Source organism: Flagellimonas sp. CMM7, assembly GCF_021390195.1.
Classification (GTDB): Bacteria; Bacteroidota; Bacteroidia; order Flavobacteriales; family Flavobacteriaceae; genus Flagellimonas.
The window spans coordinates 2,193,367-2,211,864 of record NZ_CP090003.1; the positions used below are offsets into that span (position 1 = coordinate 2,193,367).

The following is an 18,498-nucleotide window of genomic DNA, read 5'->3' on the forward strand; positions in this document are numbered from 1 at the left end:
TAACATAGTTCTCCATAGAATTGTATTTATATATGGTTAAATGTAAGTAAAAGAATTGAAAAATCACCATGAAATACATCTTTTACCGATGAAATGCATCATTTTTAGTAACGTTTTAACATATGGAGACTTTCCTTAAGATTCCATTTTTATTTTAACCATTTGAAAATAAGAACGATAGAAGCTTTTTTTACTTAAAAGTCATTGGCTGCTATGTCAATAAAAAAATCAAACAATAACATTTTGTAACTCTTTATAGGGTTAATTTGAAATGAAAGAGGTGATTTTCTTACAAATTATGAAAAGAAGGAGCTAAATCATCAACTTTACAAATAGATAATAACCTCCCAAAAAAAGATTAAGTGAAATAAAGGATAAATCAATTTTAACAAAAAAGCACTATTATTAAAACTTACTTTTGTTTAGGAGTCAATTTTTGGAAATTTTATGCCCAACCCATCATCTATAAGTGTTCAAATAAGCGTTCTGCCAAGCGATCCAGGCGTTTATCAGTTCTATGATGTAGATGACAAGATTCTTTATGTTGGAAAAGCCAAAAACCTCAAGAAACGGGTCGCCTCATATTTCAATAAAAAACAAGAATACGGCAAGACCAGGGTTTTGGTCAAAAAGATTCATTCTGTAAAGCATATCGTTGTTGCTACAGAATCGGATGCACTCCTTTTGGAGAACAACCTGATTAAAAAACTTCTGCCCAGATATAATGTTTTGCTGAAGGACGATAAGTCCTACCCTTGGATATGTATAAAAAGAGAACGTTTTCCAAGAGTTTTCCCCACTCGTAAGTTAATAAAAGATGGCTCTGAGTATTATGGCCCATACACCAGTATGAAGACAGTTAGGACGTTATTGGATTTGGTCAAAAGTTTATATCCTTTAAGAACTTGTAATTATGACCTTTCCGAAGAAAAGATTCTATCTGGGAAGTATAAAGTATGTCTCGAATATCATTTAGGTAATTGCCTTGGTCCATGCGAGGGATTGCAAGAAGAGGAAGAATATCAAAGACAGATAGAAGATATTAGGGAGATCATAAAAGGCAATTTTAAGAGTTCATTGCAATTCTTCAAAACACAGATGAAGGAATTGGCCAGTAACATGGAGTTTGAGAAAGCGCAAAGAATAAAGGATAAGATAGAAATATTGGAAAACTATCAGGTGAAATCCACGGTGGTCAATCCAAAAATCAATAATGTAGATGTGTTTACCATTATTTCTGATGAAACACATGCCTATGTTAACTTTTTACAGCTGTCTCATGGTTCTATTATACGGTCACATACTTTAGAAATAAAAAAGAAACTGGAAGAGACCGATGAAGAACTGTTGCAATTGGCTATTACTGAAATTAGGCAACGGTTTAAATCTCAATCAAAGGAAGTTTATTTGCAGTTTCCGGTAGTAGTTGAAGAAAACATAAAAGTTACATTGCCAAAACTGGGAGATAAAAGACGGATTCTGGAACTTTCTGAACGGAATGCACGTTTCTTTAGACAGGATAGGTTCAAGCAAATTAAAATAACGGACCCAGATAGGCATACCAAGAGAATCATGGCTCAGATGAAAGGGGATTTACGACTTTCTGAAGAACCTACACATATAGAATGTTTTGATAACTCCAATATTCAAGGGAGTAATCCTGTAGCTGCTTGTGTGGTTTTTAAAAATGGGAAGCCTTCTAAAAAAGACTATCGGCATTTTAATATTAAAACTGTTGAAGGGCCTGACGATTTTGCAAGTATGGAAGAGGTTGTTTTTAGAAGATATAAGAGACTTCTTGCCGAAGCCGAACCATTGCCACAACTTATAGTAATTGACGGCGGGAAAGGCCAACTTTCATCCTCTCTTAAAAGTTTGGACATATTAGGGCTCCGCGGAAAAATTGCTATAATTGGAATTGCCAAAAGATTGGAAGAGATTTATTTTCCTGAAGATCCCATTCCGCTTTATTTGGATAAAAAGTCGGAAACTTTAAAAATAATTCAGCAACTTAGGAATGAGGCTCATAGATTTGGTATTAGGCACCATCGAAATAAAAGAAGCAAAGGGGCAATTAATTCCGAATTGGAGAATATTGAAGGTATCGGAGAAAAGACAGCAGAGGAATTATTGAAAAATTTTAAATCCGTGAAACGCATTAGAGAAGCAACCATTGAGAGTCTAGCGGAAACTATTGGAATGGCAAAAGCAAAAAAAATCTATAAATCCTTCCATTAGCAAAAGAGAATATGAAAAACATTATAGTTACAATAGGGTTTGTTTTTTTTGGCTTTTGTGGTATGGCGCAAACGACGACTGCTGAAGAATCACCCAAGGTTGGACTTGTTCTCAGTGGCGGTGGTGCAAAAGGATTAGCGCACATTGGAGCGCTTAAAGTAATTGATGAGGCCGGAATTAAAATAGATTATATAGGTGGTACAAGCATGGGGGCTATTGTTGGAGCACTTTATGCCTCTGGATATTCGGCCAAAGAATTGGATTCTATTTTTAAGGTAACAGATTTTTCTAAGTTAATTCAAGATAACGTGCCAAGAGGAGCCAAGACTTTTTATGAAAAAGACGATTCCGAGCGCTATGCCTTGGGACTTCCTTTCACTAATTTTAATGTATCCTTTCCAGAAGCAATTTCAGGGGGCAGAACATCTATAATGAATTGGTTCGACTTCTTTTTCATGTAAAGGACATTCAAGATTTTAAAAGATTGCCCATTCCATTTTTGTGCATTGCCACTAATGTAGAAACTGGAGAAGAGGTATTGTTGGATGACGGTTACCTTCCTGAAGCAATAATGGCCAGTGGAACGTTTCCCTCTTTGTTTGAACCATCAGAGATTGAAGGGGAAATTTTAATAGACGGCGGAGTGGTCAACAATTACCCTATAGATCAGGTGAGAGAAATGGGAGCCAATTTAATTATTGGTGTTGACGTTCAGCATGGTTTGGCAACCAGAGAGTCCTTATCATCAGCAACAGAAATCCTTCTTCAAATCAATAATTATAGGACTGTTAATGATATGAAGGATAAAATTGACAAAACGGACATTTACATAAGACCAGACATAGATGATTTTTCTGTTATTGATTTTGACCGGTCACAGGAAATTGTGGAAGTTGGAGAACGAGCGGCATACACAAAATTTGAAGAGTTGAAGCAAGTATCTCAAAACCAAAATCTTGTTCTCGACAATAAAGATAGAATCAGAGTAAAAGATAGTCTAACCATAAACAGGTTGATCATTAAGGGGAACGATCGTTATACTAGAGGCTATATTAAAGGGAAACTTCGGTTTAATCTTGCAGAAAAGATTTCATTTGATAAATTAAAGCAAGGAATTAATAATTTATCCGCTTCCGGTAATTTTAAGACGATCAGGTATGAATTGATATCAAATGGATTGGGAACGGATTTGGTTCTAAAACTAAAAGAAGACCCCACAAAAATGTTCATTAAAATGTCTGCCCATTATGATGATTTATATAAAAGTGCTGCGTTGATCAATCTTACCAAAAAGAATTTTTTGCTTAAGGATGATGTGGCTTCTTTTGATTTCATTCTTGGAGATCATATTAGGTATAACATGGAGTACTATCTGGACAAAGGATTTTATTGGAGTTTTGGAGTCAATTCCAAGTTCACGGATTTTGATAATGAAATAGATTTTGGGTTGATTCGTTCAAATTTTGATGTGATTGATGACCCAAATATTAGACAGATAAGCCTAGATGTCACGGATTTAACAAATCAGGTCTATCTTCAAACAGTTTTGCAAGAAGAATTCGCGGTTACCTTAGGTGTTGAGCATAAACTGCTGCGTTACAGTACGCGAACGCTTAATCAATTTACAGATGAGGAAGCCTTTGCGCCTACAACAGATGAAAGAACATATTTTGAAAACTCAAATTATTTTAGCGCATATGGTAAGATTACTTTAGACACATATGACGACAAATATTTTCCTACAAAAGGGGTGTTTTTTGATAGTGATTTTCATTTATACCTATTCTCTTCGGATTTTAATGAAAATTTTAAAGAATTTTCAATAGCAAAGGCAAAACTGGGGACAGCATTTCCATTGTTCCACAACCTAACACTTAATTTAGAGACAGAAGGAGGTTTTAAGTTGGGAACCTCTGGGGTTACTTCTTTTGATTTTGTTCTTGGTGGCTTCGGGAATGACTTTGTAAACAACTTTGTTCCTTTTTTTGGGTATGACTTTTTAAGTCTACCGGGCAACAGTTTTGTAAAAGCGTATGGGAAGTTAGATTACCAGTTGGCTCCCAAAAACCATTTACTGTTTTCCGCCAATTTTGCAAATGTCGACGATGATTTGTTTCGTACGGGAGAGTGGTTTACAGAACCAACCTTTTCTGGCTACGGAATAGGTTATGGCTATGAATCCTTTTTAGGCCCCATTCAAATTTATTATTCATGGACTCCCGAAATAAACAATGGCAACTTCTTTTTTAGTGTTGGGTATTGGTTCTAAAAAACTAAAATTTTTTTTGTAAGACAAGTCTGAGCCTTTCAAGTGCACAAATGCATGGTAAATCCTTAGAAACCCCTTTTATTTGTTAACAATAAGCTAAATATGCTTCCTTGTTTCAAAAATTTGAAAAAAGGATAGTTAAAGTCCGTTAAAAACTTATTTTCCTACAAAAGCTTGATGTATATTTACAAAACATAAGGGGTGGTTCCCTTATAACTTTAAGTATTGGTTTTTCATAATTTAAAGTTTGGTTGGTTATTTAGGAAAAGCCCAGTTTAAAGACTGGGCTTTTTTTATATATAATATTTTGGAACAAGTTTTGTTTATGTAATTGTAAACTAATCTACTTGAAAAGGGATTTTAGTAATTTTATACTAATTACAAGGACTATGAAAAAGGTTTTTATTATTTTTTCTTTCTTACTTATAATGCCGTTGACAGCGCAAACTCGGCGTCCTGCTTTTAAGTCCGGAGAGTGGTTAAAATTTCGTATCCATTATGGGTTCCTTAATGCTAGTTACGCAACTTTGAATCTTAGCACAGATACTATCGATAGCATTCCGGTATATCATGTGGTGGGCAGAGGAAAGACCACGGGGTTTGCCAGCATCTTTTTCAAAGTAGATGATACCTATGAGAGTTATTTTGGCAGAAATGATGGTAAGCCGTACAGGTTTATTAGAAAAATAAATGAAGGAGGTTACACCAAGGATATTGAAATCGATTTTTACCATGATGAGGATAGAGCAATCTTAAAGGATAATAAAAATGGGAAAGAATTTGATATTCCAGTACATGATGAAGTACAGGATTTATTGTCCGCATCCTATTATTTGAGAAATCGCTATGGACTTGAAGAATTTGAGATTGGCCAATCTCTTGATATGGATATGTTGTTTGATGATGACGGGGTCTATAAGTTTAAACTAAAATTTTTAGGAAAAGAAGTGATACGGACAAAGTTTGGGAAAGTAGAATGTCTTAAATTTAGGCCCGTGGTTCAATCAGGTCGCGTTTTCAAAGAAAAAGAAAGTCTTACGCTTTGGGTTTCCAATGATTTGAACAAAATTCCGGTAAGGATCAAGGCAGATTTAGCTGTTGGATCGTTAAAGGCGGATTTAGATGGCTATAACGGCCTAAGAAACCAGTTTAAAATTATAATGAGATAGTTTGAATGAAGAATGATGAGCGAATTGAGTCCCAAATCAATAAGCTTGAAGAAAAGTTTAAAAACTCTGGCCAAGACTTAAGTTCTTACCTTGATGGACTCCTATACCAACGTTATCTTACGTATTGGGACTACATCCATTTAGATACGCTACTTAGTATTCAAGTTCCAAGAACGCATTTCCCAGATGAAGAAATCTTCATCATGTACCATCAAATAACAGAGCTTTATTTTAAGCTGATTTTACATGAGCAAAAACAAATCGTTGAAGATAAATCTCAAGACTTAAAGTTTTTTATTGAAAAAGCCAATAGGATAAACAGTTACTTCAAAGCACTTATCTCATCCTTTAGCATTATGATAAAGGGGATGGAGCGAGAGCAGTTTTTGCGTTATCGCATGGCACTTCTTCCTGCAAGTGGATTCCAATCTGCTCAATATCGCATGATAGAGATTTATGCTACGCCCTTAGAAAATTTGGTTCATCATACGGAGCGTGAATCTTTTTCGGCAAAAAACAGTATAGAAGAACTTTTTGATCATATTTATTGGAAAAAAGGTGCGACCGATGCAGTTACTGGAGAGAAAACACTTACCCTTAAACAGTTTGAGTTCCGCTATACACCAAGATTGCTAAGAATCTCCAATGAAGTTAAGACTAGTAGTATCTATCATAAATACCTTCAACTTCCTGAAGAATCTAAAAGGAATGAGGAACTGATCAACTCATTAAAAGATTTGGATATAAACGCTAACGTAAACTGGCCGTTGGTTCACATGGGTTCCGCTTACAGATATTTAGCAAAAGAAAACAAAGAAGTTGATGCTACTGGAGGCACAAATTGGAAGAACTATTTACCTCCAAGTTTTCAGAAAATAATATTTTTCCCAACTTTGCACTCAGAAGATGAGAAAGATACCTGGGGAAAACAATGGGTGGACCATATATTTAATCCGTCAAATAAGGAAGTTTAGTAATGCAGAAATTTTTTGGGGCAATATTGACACTGCTAATCCTAGTGTCTTGTAAAGAAGAAAAGGTCTTGGTTCAAGAATTGGAACAAGAAGATCCTATTGAGAAACCAATAGTAAAACAATTTGGGTTCAATTTTGAAGAGTTTAAGGTAGTTCAAGATACCATCAGATATGGGGATAGTTTTGGAGAACTCATGCTTAAAAACAAGGTGGACTATCCTAAAATTGCAACAGTTTCCCAAAATTTCAAAGATACTTTTGACGTAAGAAAAATTATGGTTGGAAAACCATATCTAATCTTAAAATCCAGAGACACATCAGAAATAGCTGAAGTATTTATTTATCAAAATGATAGAATAAATTATACCGTAGTTGATTTACGGGATAGTGTATCGGCCTACAAAAGCAGGAAGGAAGTAAAATATGTTGAACGTGAAGCTTCTGGAATAATAGAGACATCCTTATCCGAGGCGATTTTGGATCAGGGAATAGATTACAATGTTACATTAAACCTTTCCGAAATTTATGCGTGGACCATAGATTTCTTTAGATTGGAAAAAGGAGATAAGTTTAAGGTCATATACAAAGAAAGATATATCAATGATTCTATCTATGCAGGTGCGGAACCTATTGAAGCTGCCCTTTTTGAACATAAGGGCAAACCTATCTATGCTTTCCCATATGTTGTGGATTCGCTAAAACAAATCACTGATTATTTTGATGATGAGGCCAACAACCTAAGAAGCACTTTCTTAAGGGCCCCCATAAAATTTGGCTATAGATTGTCATCCAGATATAATCTAAAACGTAGAATTGCCTATTATGGTAATAAGGTAAGACCACATAGAGGTACAGATTATGCATCTCCTGTGGGAACTCCCATTATTGCAACAGCAGATGGAACGGTTACAGAGTCTACCAGAAGGGGAGGTAATGGAAAATATGTAAAGATTAGGCACAACGGAACCTATAGCACCCAATATTTGCACATGAAAAAACAAAAGGTGAAGAGAGGTGAGTTCGTTAGACAAGGAGATGTAATTGGTTGGGTTGGAATGACCGGGAATACCGGCGGCCCCCATGTTTGCTATAGATTTTGGAAAAATGGAAGACAGGTTGACCCATTAAGGGAGAAACTACCAGCAGCAGAGCCCATTGCAGATTCTTTGAAAACGGCCTATACAGACCATATAACACCAATAAAATGGCAATTGGACTGCATAGAATATGCACTACCTGCTCCAGAACCAGAACCAGAAGAAGAAAAGCTAGTAACACTTAACCCATAAGATGGCATTACCCAAAACCAACCCTACTACCACAAAAGCTTGGAAAAAACTTACAGACCATTTTGAAAAAACAAAGACGGAACATTTAAGGGGAATGTTCGCTGCCGATGAAGCACGCGGAAAAAAATTCACTTTGCTTTGGAATGATTTTCTAGTTGATTATTCAAAAAATAGAATTACTGAGGAAACAGTATCCCTACTGTTAGAGTTGGCAGATGAAGTAGGACTGAAAGATGCCATATCAGGCTATTTTGAAGGTGAATTGATTAACAAAACAGAAGGACGTGCTGTACTGCACACTGCTTTAAGAGCAAAAAAGGAAGATGAGATTTATGTTGATGGGAAGAATATTGTCGCAGAAGTTTATCAAGTAAAAGAAAAAATAAAGGCCTTTTCGGATTCTGTAATTTCCGGCGATAGAAAAGGGTATTCCAATAAGACCTTTACAGATGTTGTGAACATTGGGATTGGAGGGTCAGATTTAGGGCCTGCAATGATTACAGAATCTCTAAAATTCTATAAGAACCATTTAAAAACGCACTTTGTAAGCAATGTAGATGGTGACCATGTCCATGAAATTTTAAAAGAGCTAAACCCAGAAACAACTTTATTTGTTGTTGTTTCCAAAACCTTTACCACACAAGAAACGTTAAGCAATGCCCTTACCATTAAAAAGTGGTTTTTAAAGCATGGTTCAGAAAAGGATATAGCTAAACACTTTGCAGCGGTATCTACCAATACCCAAAAAATTAAGGAATTTGGAATTGCGGATGAAAATGTATTCCCTATGTGGGATTGGGTAGGAGGACGTTTCTCCTTATGGAGTGCTGTTGGACTTTCAATCTCATTATCTGTGGGGTATAGGAATTTTGATGAGTTGCTGTCTGGAGCAAATGAAATGGACGTTCATTTCAAGGAAACTCCATTTTCAGAAAACATCCCTGTTATTTTGGCACTACTTAGTGTCTGGTACAATAACTTTTTTGGTGCGGAAACCGAAGCTATAATTCCTTATACTCAATATCTAAATCGTTTTTCTGCGTATTTGCAGCAGGGCATTATGGAGAGCAATGGTAAAAGCATGGATAGGGCAGGGAATAGAACCAATTATGAAACCGGAACTATCATTTGGGGAGAGCCGGGGACTAATTCACAACATGCCTTTTTTCAATTGATTCATCAAGGAACTAAACTTATCCCAACAGATTTTATAGGGTTCAAAGAATCGCTTCATGGAGAAGTAGACCACCATAACAAGTTAATGGCCAATTTCTTTGCTCAGACGGAAGCCTTAATGAATGGAAAGACAGATAGTGAGGTAAAACGGGAGCTGGAAGGACAGAACTTGTCCAAAGAGGAAATGGAATCATTATTACCGTTTAAAGTATTTGAAGGAAATAAACCCACCAATACGATCTTAATTCAAAAGTTAACACCTAAAAGTCTAGGAGCCCTAGTTGCATTGTACGAACATAAAATCTTTGTTCAAGGTATTATTTGGAACATTTTCAGCTATGATCAATGGGGTGTTGAACTAGGGAAACAACTTGCCAAAAATATACTTAATGACATTGAAAATTCTGAAATTGGCAAACATGATAGCTCAACTTTGAGTCTTTTGCATTTTTTTAAGAAATGATTTAAGTTGACATGAGACTGTATTTAATATCAACTTACTGTTAACCAATTGTTTGTGTTGGATTAAGAATGATTTTGCATATTTTTTTTAACATTAAATTAACATAACAAACGTTAAAAAAAAAGACTTTTGCAGTGCTATTCAAATAATAAACACTGTTAAAATGAAAAAAGTCTATCTATTGATTGTGGCCCTTTTCGCATCCACAATTATGTTTTCTCAAGGAACAATTACTGGTTTGGTAGTTGACGGCGAATTAGGAGGTCCTCTTCCCGGGGCTACTGTGATGCTTCAGGGCACAGAACTAGGAACATCTACAGATTTTAATGGAAATTTTTCCCTAGAAGTTTCTGAAAACTCTGGCACGTTGATTGTTTCCTATATTGGATTTATTTCTAAAAATGTATCGTTTACCTCTATTGGGAGTGTAGGTACAATTTCTTTGGAACCGGACGCTGAAGAACTTGAAGGAGTAATTGTTGTAGGAGTTCAGGATATTGCAAAAGATCGTGAAACACCAGTTGCTGTCTCTACCATTAAAGCTGCGGAGATAGAAATGAAATTGGGGTCTCAAGAGTTTCCGGAGATATTAAATACTACTCCTTCTATTTATGCCACCAAATCTGGAGGTGGTTTTGGAGATGCAAGGGTGAACATTCGTGGATTTGACACCAACAATTCTGCTATAATGATTAATGGTGTACCCGTGAATGATATGGAAAACGGAAGGGTTTTCTGGAGTAACTGGGCAGGTCTTTCAGATGTTACATCGGCAATCCAAGTGCAGCGTGGTTTAGGTTCTTCCAAACTAGCGGTATCCTCTGTTGGTGGTACCATTAATGTTATCACCAAAACTTCTCAGAATAAAGAAGGAGGCTCTTTTGGAGCTACCGTTGGGAACGATGACTATTTAAAAACTATTGGTTCTTATTCCTCTGGACTATTGGAGAATGGGTTTTCCGCTTCTTTACTAATGAGCAGAACGGCAGGAAACATGTATGCAGATGGTACAAATTTCGAAGCTGCCAATTTCTACTTAGGTTTGGGATATACTACAGATAAACATAGCTTGGAATTTATGGTGACAGGTGCTCCGCAATGGCACCACCAAAGAAGTCGAGCTTCTTCCATAGCCAATCATATTAGATATGGTAGTGGAGACGGTGAGCCGGATAGAAGGTACAATGAGGACTGGGGTATTTTGGATGGAAAGGAATTCAGTTTCAGAAGAAATTTCTATCACAAACCTGTAATTAGTTTAAACTGGACTTGGGAACTTAGTGGTAAAACAACCTTGGAAACGTCTACCTATGCCTCTTTCGGTCGTGGTGGTGGATCAGGTGAAATAGGTGAGATTAACGGTAGAAGACAATTTGCATTACCCCGCACGGACAAAGGTCTAATAAGAGTTGAAGATATTGTTGCTTATAACAGTGGACAATTGGTTCCTGACTTTAGTGATACACCAAGAGAACGAATCAACGGTCTTTTTGTGAACAATAGTGATAGAAATGACAATGAGAACAATACAAATGGTATTACTAGGAGAGCATCTGTAAACTCCCATAACTGGTATGGAATTCTTGCAAATTTCAACAATAGAATTGATGAAAAACTTACGATTGATTTTGGAGTTGATATAAGAAGCTACAAAGGCTTTCATTACAGAAGAGTAGATAATAGATTGGGTGGTGATGTATATCAGCAAACAGATGATAGAAACAATCCTCTTGGTGAAGGAGCATCCAATTTGTTTTTTGAAACATATGGCTCCAATCAACCTTGGTGGGTCTTTGGAAACATAGATGAAGAACAAAAAATTGATTACTACAATATTGGCTATGTAACCTGGTTAGGTGCTTTTGGTCAAGTAGAGTATAAAATTAATGAGAACATAACCGCTTTTGCTCAAGGAGCTTTGTCTAATCAAGGTTTTGCTAGAGAAGAGTTATTTGGTGAAGTTCCACCAGAGAAAACGGATACTCAGAATATTATTGGAGGGAACATAAAGACAGGTGTTAACTGGAATATAGACGCTAAGCACAATATTTTTGTCAATGCAGGCTATTACTCCAAACAACCTTTGTTTGATGCTGTTTTCTTAAACTTTAGTAATACTATCAATCCAGATCTTGTTAACGAACAAATCATAGGAACGGAAATAGGATATGGTTTTAGAAGTTCAAATTTTAGGGCCAATATCAACTTATACAGAACCAGTTGGGCAGATAGATTTGAAAATGAAACGGTTACTTTTCTAGAGGACACTCCCCAAGAGATAAGGGGAACCGCAAATCTTCTAGGAATTAAACAAGTTCATACAGGAGCAGAAGTTGATGCAAGGTTTCAAGCAAACGATAAATTGGCCTTTACAGGAATGGTATCTGTAGGAAACTGGGAGTATAAAGGAGATGTAAGAGCAACCTTTTTTGATAATGACCAAACACCTATTGTAATAGATGGAATAGAACAAGAAGCTATTTTACCATTAGATGGCGTTAAAGTAGGAGATGCTGCGCAGTTTACAGCTTTCCTGGGAGCTGATTTCAAAATATTGGATAATTTGAGTGTGGACGCCGGATATCGTTTTGCCGATAACCTTTACGCTGAGTTCGATGCTACAGATATTGATGAAAATGGAGCTTTGAAATTACCTTCTTTCGGTCTATTGGACGCAGGACTTTTCTTTAGCATGCCATTTGCTAGTAAAACAATGAGCTTCAGATTGAACGTTAACAATGTTTTAGATACTACGTACATTGCTGAATCTGATACCAATAGATTTGTTGAAGACGGCGATGACACTTTCAAAGGTATTAATACTAGTAACAGGGTATTCTTTGGTTTTGGAAGAACATGGAATGCCAGTGTTAGATTCAATTTCTAAATCTTCAATTCATAATAACATGAAAAACCCTGCCAAATGGCAGGGTTTTTTATTTCCAAAATCCTTACTTTTAAATTTCAAACCAATCTTATGGAAATTCTACAAAACGTTCACTCTTATCTTGCCTATGTGGTATTGGCAATATTAATTCTTGCAGTTTTTAATGCCTTAACAGGATGGTTGGGCAAAAGAGAATTTACCATGGAAAAAGATTTAAGGGTAAGTCTTTTTGCCTTGATATTGACTCATATTCAATTAATAATAGGGTTGCTGCTATACTTTATTTCAGATAATGGCCTAAAAGCAATCCAGACGTTGGGCATGGGCGGTTTAAATGCTGCAGCGCGCCTTTTGGCTTTGGAGCATCCTTTAATGAATATAATCGCAATAGCTTTAATCACCATTGGTTGGTCTCGTCACAAGAAAAAGACGGAAGATGTTGCTAAGTTTAAAAGTATCGCGATCTTTTACGGTCTGGGGCTATTATTTATTTTAAGCCGTATTCCTTGGGGACAGTGGTTTAGTTAAAAATCTCTTTCTTTCAGTAAAAACAGATATACAGGGAAATGGTCGCTGTACCCACCCAGATAATTGGTCCCAGAATACGTTCTAAAGGGATATCCTTTAAATTTTCCCTTGTTCGTCTTCATGTATGAAGGAGAATAGATGCCAGATTTCCAAAAAGAATGTTCTTGCTTGTTTTTATTCAGGAAGTTATGGGTCATAAAAAATTGGTCAAAAAGATTCCATTTATCCCTATAGGCCAATGACCCATACCCTTTTTTAAAAAACTTTTCCATAGGATTATAAAGATGTAAACTGTCCAATTGACTTTCTTTGCCCTTAGTGTTTAATATTTTTTTTAAGCTATCATCCCTTGGGTCGTCGTTAAAATCGCCCATGCTGATGATTTTAGCATTCCAATTTAATCTTTGTATAGAATCAATAATACGTTTGTTCAATAACGCAGCTTTAATTCTATTGGGCTTGCTTTTTGCAGCTCCACCCCTTCTGGAGGGCCAGTGGTTTACAATAAAGTAAAATTCTTCATTATCCAGTATTCCTCCAACTACAAGCTGGTCTCTGGTATAAATTCTTTGAGACATATCATCAAATAAAAGCAGTCTATGACTGTTAAAAGATGTTGGTAAATAGGCAGTTTTTTTAAAGAGCAAAGCAACATCAATACCACGTCTGTCAGGAGAATCAAAATGGACAATGCCATAATCTTTGTCTATTAAGCTGGGATGATGAATTAAATCTTTAACAACACTTCTTTTCTCAACTTCACACAATCCAATGATATCTGGAGATGTCTTGGAGGTCTTCTCACCTATTTTTGAAAGAACCTTCGAGATGTTTTCAATTTTCTGTTTATATCTGTCTTGAGTCCAGTTATAACTGCCATTTGGAGTGCGGTCATCATCAAAAGTCAAAGAATCATTCGTAGTGTCAAAGAGGTTTTCAACATTATAAAATGCGATGGTTCTTACCGTATAGTTTTTTTGGGAATGAGCGGTAAATGAAATACAGATTAGGGCGATTAAGGAAAATAAAAGTTGCATGTAGGTTTTGATTTTAAATCGAAAATAGTTAAGATTGTTTGTTTTTCGGACAAAAAAGAAAGACAATAACCCCAACCCTTATTAAATTAACCTACGATAGCTAGCCTATGAGAACTATTATGTTCTTGCTGGTATTCTGCTGTGCAGCGCAACTGTATAGTCAAAGTACTATTATTTCTGGAAGTGTAAAGGGAAAGGGTACAAAAACGCCTGTCCATAAGGCTATTGTCACCATAGATGGCTTTTCCACAGAATCTTTTACGGGAACAAATGGTCATTTTACATTAGAAACTTCACAGGTTGGGGATCACATTTTAAAAATTACTGCTCTAGATTTTATTCCCAAAAGTTTTGCGATTTCTTTAAATGGACAGAACATAGATTTGGGAGAAGTCTTCTTGGAGAAAGATATAGTACGAGAAAACACAGATAATCTGATTGTATTGACAGATGGAGAACTTTCTGATGATGAAGAAACTGTTTCAGGATCATCTGGAATCTTACAATCTAGCAAAGATATATTCCTAAACAGAGCAGCATTTGATTTTGGTCAAGCATTTTTTAAGGTCAGAGGCTATGATTCAAATAATGGCCAAGTTTTACTTAATGGTATTCCCATGAATAAATTCTATGATGGAAGACCACAATGGAATAATTGGGGCGGCCTCAACGATGTCATTCGCAATCAAGAATTCACCAATGGTCTATCTATTAACACATATACATTTGGAGGAATTCTAGGGAACACTAACATTGATACTAGACCATCTGGATTAAGACCGGGAATTCGGATATCGGGCTCAATGTCAAATCGTTCATATAGAAGCCGTCTCATGGCAACCTATAGTTCTGGGTTCCAAAAAAACGGATTGGCCTATACATTTTCATCTTCTAGAAGATGGTCCAATACAGGTTATGTAGAGGGCACTTTGTATGATGCTTACTCTTTTTTTGGCTCACTGGAATATAAATTGAATGATAAAAACAGCTTGGTCTTAACGTCAATTTTAGCTAGAAATAGGAGGGGGCGTTCCGCAGCTATAACTGAAGAGGTTTTTGATTTATTGGGAAATCAATACAATCCATATTGGGGAAATCAAGATGGAGAAAAGCGAAACTCAAGAGAGCGTGAGATTTTTGAGCCCCTGTTTATGTTGAATCATTTTCTACAGTCTAAAAAATTGATTTGGACATCAGGAATCGCATATCAGACTGGGACCAATACACGGAGTAGGTTAGGGTATTATAATGCCCCAAACCCAGACCCAACGTACTACAGATATTTGCCAAGCTTTTATATCAATAGTTCTATAGGGGCAAATTTCAACAATGCTTCTTTGGCGAAAGAAGGGTTTTTAAAGAATCCACAAGTTCAATGGAGTCGTTTATATACTGCTAATTTGTCCAGTGAAGGTAAAGCAGCTTATTTGCTTTATGATGATGTAGTTAAGAATAAGGAAATTACATTTTCAAGTGTCATGGATTATAATATTAATGAACATGTTCAATTAGGTGTCGGCGGGAACTTTAAAAAATTGTCTTCTGAAAATTTTGCAGAGATTCAAGATTTATTGGGAGCTAGTTTTCATGAAGACATTGATTCTTTTTCTAACACATTAAATGATGTTAATGGAAGTTCATCAAAAACTGAAGGAGAAAAATTTAATTACCATTATAGTATAGATGCTTCTCAACTAGGTGGTTTTTGTCAAATAGGACTAAACTTTAAACGCTGGAAGGGTTTTGTTTCTGGCTCTTTTTCAAGTTTTGGTGCTCAACGGAATGGGTTATTTCAAAATGAGCGTTTTTTAGAAAATTCTTTTGGTAATAGCGAGAAAGTTTCATTTTCCAGTTTGGCACTTAAATCGGGAATTACTTATTTCTTTTCTGGAAGACATTGGTTAACGGCCAACAGTGCGCTCGTAAATAAACCTCCAACGCTTCAAAACATGTTTATCAATCCAAGAGAAAATAACGACATAGTCCCAGAAATTCAAACCGAAAAAAACACGGCAATAGATTTAAGTTATTTTATTCGGTTGCCTGATTTAACAGGAAGAGTGAGTGTATTCTATACTCGATTTCAGAACACCACCGATATTAATTTCTTTTTTTGTCAACTCAGGTGTGGGGTCAGATTTTGTCCAGGAAGTAATTACTGCTTTGGATAAACTACATAAAGGGATAGAGCTTGGATTGGAATATCAGGTTTCGGCAAATGTAAAATTATCATTGGCTGGGAACTTGGGAGAGTACGTTTATGCCAGTAGTCCGCAAGTACAGATAAATTTTGATACAGCAGGTGCCGAAGAAGATTTAATTGATCCAGAAGGGAATATAGATTTAGGTGTTGCCAAACTAAAAGGTTTAAAATTGGCTCAAGGACCGCAAACTGCTTTTGCTTTTGGAACCGAATATAGAAGTCCTAAATATTGGTGGGTTGGGGCAACTACAAATTACTTAGCTAACAACTTTATAAATATTTCAACCATTACCCGCACACAAAGCTTCCTGTTGGATCCAGATACTGGACAGCGTTTTCCCGATGCTACTGATGAAAATGTGACTCGTATTTTAAAACAACAAAAACTAGAGGATATTTACCTGTTAAATGTAGTGGGAGGGAAATCATGGCTAGTCAATAAAAAATATGTTAGTGCATTTGTGAGTGTGAACAATGCTTTTGACAAAGTTTTTAGATCAGGGGGCTATGAGCAGAGTAGGAATGGGAATTATGGACAACTAAAACAAGATAATTTGAGCGGGACACCTTCCTTTGCTCCTAAATATTGGTACGGTTACGGAAGAACCTATTTTTTGAATTTGGCAATAAGTTTTTAATTAAGATGGCTAAAAAGTCCATATATACGGTGATTGTGCTCTGTTTCACAGTTCTTTCTTGTGTAAAGAATAGCGATTTCAATGGGTTATCAAATGGCTGTACTGACGACTTGGAAGCCAACGCCACTTTTAAGGAAGTAGAAGCTCTGTTTAAGGAAGAGACAATTCAAATTAAAGAAGATTGGATAATCGAGGGATATGTTATTTCCTCGGACAAAGCTGGAAATTTTTTTGGTGTACTGCATTTTCAAGACCATCCTACAAATCCTGCACAGGGCTTTCAAATAGAAATTGATTTAAGGAACTCCCATTTGTTTTTTGAAGCCGGAAGCAAGATTTTAATAAAATTGAAAGGACTTTACTTAGGTAAAAGAGGTGAAGTATATAAACTTGGTGGCACTTTCGCAGCCTTTGGAAATATCTCTGTGGGGAGATTGCCTGTGTTGAAGATCCCGGAACATATTTTTTTATCGTGCAATGCTTCTGAGGAGGTAAAACCAGTTTTGGCAGACTTTGAAGATTTGGAAGAATTAAAGACAAATACATTGGTGAGATTTGAAGAAATGGAGGTGGTCGAGGAAGAATTGGGGAATACCTTTGCAGTGGAAGCAGAAGAAACAGAACAAATACTTCAAAATTGCTCTGAAAACAGTGTTGTTCTGGTGAGTAGTGGCTTTTCCGATTTTCAAGCGGATATTATACCTGAAGGAAATGGAACCATAACGGGAGTTTTATTGAAAGATGGAGACAATTTGCAACTTGTTATTCGAGGTTTAGGAGATATTGAATTTACCAATGATCGCTGTCCAGAAATTATTACTGAATTTGCTTCAACTAGAATTTTTATTTCAGAATTGGCGGATCCAGATAATAATGCCGGCGCTCGTTTTGTAGAGTTATATAATTCGGCCACTGAGCCATTGGATTTGAACAAATGGGAGTTAAGACGATACACCAATGCCAATACCGATGTTAGTTCAACCATTGATTTGTCGGGTATTGTAATAGATGCTGAAAGTACGCTCGTGATATCTCCAAACGCCACAGAATTTGAACTGGTCTATAGTTTTGCTCCAGATTTTGGAGTTTCTACAAACAGTCCAGCAGATTCAAATGGAGATGATAATTTAGAACTAGTAGACCCTTTTGGAACTGTTGTAGATACATTTGGGGTTATTGGTGAAGATGGTTCAAATACCAATCATGAGTTTGAAGACGGTAGGGCCTTGCGTAACGCAAATGTTACAGAAGGAAACCCTAGCTATACTTTTGAAGAATGGAGTATTTTTAACGACACTGGTGATGCCGATACAACCAACCAACCCAAAAATGCCCCTGAAGATTTTACTCCAGGCATAAGGGACTAAACGATATAGAATTTAAAAAGGACGATAACTAAATTCTTGCGGGCAAAGTAGAAAAGACAAAACAACTTAATCCATTGTGAAAAAGAAAATGAGTTCTCAAATTCTAATTGAATGAAAAGGCTTAGTTTTTTTAGGCTTTTATTTAATCATATTTATGATGAAAACATTCTTTTCTAATATTTCGTAATACCTTTTTAGAGCTAAACCTGATTTTTTTGGTCTTTATTTAGCTCAATTTATAAATGGACACTACAATTTAT

At 36.1% G+C, this 18,498-nt stretch carries 13 protein-coding genes; 12 read left to right on the plus strand and 1 reads right to left on the minus strand.

Going from position 1 to position 18,498, the window contains the following annotated elements:
* Positions 1–447 precede the first annotated feature (447 nt).
* The 9 genes from uvrC to LV704_RS10050 all read left to right on the plus strand — a co-directional run bounded on the left by uvrC (position 448) and on the right by LV704_RS10050 (position 12,993).
* Entirely contained in the window at positions 448–2,238 is a 1,791-nt protein-coding gene (uvrC, locus tag LV704_RS10015; protein ID WP_163420493.1) for an excinuclease ABC subunit UvrC, read from the plus strand.
* Positions 2,239–2,249: 11 nt separating this feature from the next.
* Complete coding sequence (locus LV704_RS20050; RefSeq protein WP_370636066.1) at positions 2,250–2,699, plus strand: patatin-like phospholipase family protein; 450 nt, start codon at positions 2,250–2,252, stop codon at positions 2,697–2,699.
* Entirely contained in the window at positions 2,675–4,507 is a 1,833-nt protein-coding gene (locus LV704_RS10020) for a patatin-like phospholipase family protein (protein WP_370636067.1), read from the plus strand. The genes LV704_RS20050 and LV704_RS10020 overlap by 25 nt, the downstream gene beginning before the upstream one ends.
* A gap of 389 nt (positions 4,508–4,896) precedes the next feature.
* Entirely contained in the window at positions 4,897–5,676 is a 780-nt protein-coding gene (locus LV704_RS10025; protein ID WP_163420489.1) for a DUF3108 domain-containing protein, read from the plus strand.
* Between the two features lie 5 nt (positions 5,677–5,681).
* Entirely contained in the window at positions 5,682–6,650 is a 969-nt protein-coding gene (locus tag LV704_RS10030; protein ID WP_163420487.1) for a tryptophan 2,3-dioxygenase family protein, read from the plus strand.
* A gap of 2 nt (positions 6,651–6,652) precedes the next feature.
* Entirely contained in the window at positions 6,653–7,939 is a 1,287-nt protein-coding gene (locus tag LV704_RS10035) for a peptidoglycan DD-metalloendopeptidase family protein (RefSeq protein WP_163420485.1), read from the plus strand.
* 1 nt (position 7,940) lies between these two features.
* Entirely contained in the window at positions 7,941–9,578 is a 1,638-nt protein-coding gene (pgi, locus tag LV704_RS10040; RefSeq protein WP_163420484.1) for a glucose-6-phosphate isomerase, read from the plus strand.
* A gap of 163 nt (positions 9,579–9,741) precedes the next feature.
* On the plus strand, positions 9,742–12,465 hold the full coding sequence (locus tag LV704_RS10045; protein ID WP_163420482.1) for a TonB-dependent receptor plug domain-containing protein: 2,724 nt from the start codon (positions 9,742–9,744) through the stop codon (positions 12,463–12,465).
* Between the two features lie 90 nt (positions 12,466–12,555).
* Entirely contained in the window at positions 12,556–12,993 is a 438-nt protein-coding gene (locus LV704_RS10050; protein ID WP_163420481.1) for a hypothetical protein, read from the plus strand.
* Here LV704_RS10050 and LV704_RS10055 read toward each other — a convergent pair.
* Complete coding sequence (locus tag LV704_RS10055; RefSeq protein WP_163420479.1) at positions 12,990–14,030, minus strand: endonuclease/exonuclease/phosphatase family protein; 1,041 nt, start codon at positions 14,028–14,030, stop codon at positions 12,990–12,992. The two genes, LV704_RS10050 and LV704_RS10055, sit on opposite strands and share 4 nt — an antisense overlap.
* Before the next feature lie 107 nt (positions 14,031–14,137).
* On the opposite strand from LV704_RS10055, the gene LV704_RS10060 reads away from it, so the two are divergent.
* Genes LV704_RS10060 through LV704_RS10070 form a run of 3 tightly spaced genes read left to right on the plus strand, consistent with a single transcriptional unit; the run spans position 14,138 to position 18,238 of the window.
* Positions 14,138–16,201 carry a TonB-dependent receptor gene (locus LV704_RS10060; RefSeq protein ID WP_233782190.1) on the plus strand — a complete coding sequence of 688 codons (2,064 nt, stop codon included), beginning with the start codon at positions 14,138–14,140 and terminating at the stop codon, positions 16,199–16,201.
* Entirely contained in the window at positions 16,194–16,871 is a 678-nt protein-coding gene (locus LV704_RS10065; protein WP_233782191.1) for a hypothetical protein, read from the plus strand. Before LV704_RS10060 ends, LV704_RS10065 begins: the two co-directional genes overlap by 8 nt.
* A 5-nt stretch (positions 16,872–16,876) precedes the next feature.
* The gene (locus LV704_RS10070; RefSeq protein WP_163420478.1) at positions 16,877–18,238 is read left to right on the plus strand and encodes a DUF5689 domain-containing protein; all 1,362 of its coding nucleotides are present in this window, start codon (positions 16,877–16,879) and stop codon (positions 18,236–18,238) included.
* Positions 18,239–18,498: the final 260 nt, after the last annotated feature.